General features: G+C 32.0%; 1 protein-coding gene. It reads right to left on the minus strand.

The features are described from left to right. Window positions 1-35: 35 nt before the first annotated feature. On the minus strand, window positions 36-200 hold the full coding sequence (locus tag FHK88_RS14585) for a hypothetical protein (RefSeq protein WP_227431018.1): 165 nt from the start codon (window positions 198-200) through the stop codon (window positions 36-38). Window positions 201-397: the final 197 nt, after the last annotated feature.

Here is a 397-nt window from a genome sequence, read left to right on the forward strand (position 1 = left end):
CCTAAAAACCACCTAAAAACCACCTAAAAACACGTTCAAATCCTAAAAATCAAAATCCGCCCGCCCCCTTGGTGTGTTTTTTTCTTTTTCTTTTTTTTTGTTTTTTTGTTTTTCTCATTGGTTCGATTCATCTTCCCTTTTGGCTTTTTTTCTCTTTCAAATTTTTCTCCAGTCCAACCAAATAAAAATCCAAAAAACAAGACAAATTTCCTCGCACACGCTACTGTTTAAAAACTTTAAAAAGATTTAAATACTTTAGCCATTCGGGAACCCCAGTAAAATAAGGGTTTAACGAATCGAAAAACGAGTTTTTATAAGCGAAAAACGAGTTTTTATAAGCGAAAAACGAGTTTTTATAAGCGAAAAACGAGTTTTTATAAGCGAAAAACGAGTTTTT

Origin of the sequence: Psychrobacter sp. I-STPA6b (assembly GCF_020662265.1) — a bacterium.
Taxonomy (GTDB): Bacteria; Pseudomonadota; Gammaproteobacteria; order Pseudomonadales; family Moraxellaceae; genus Psychrobacter.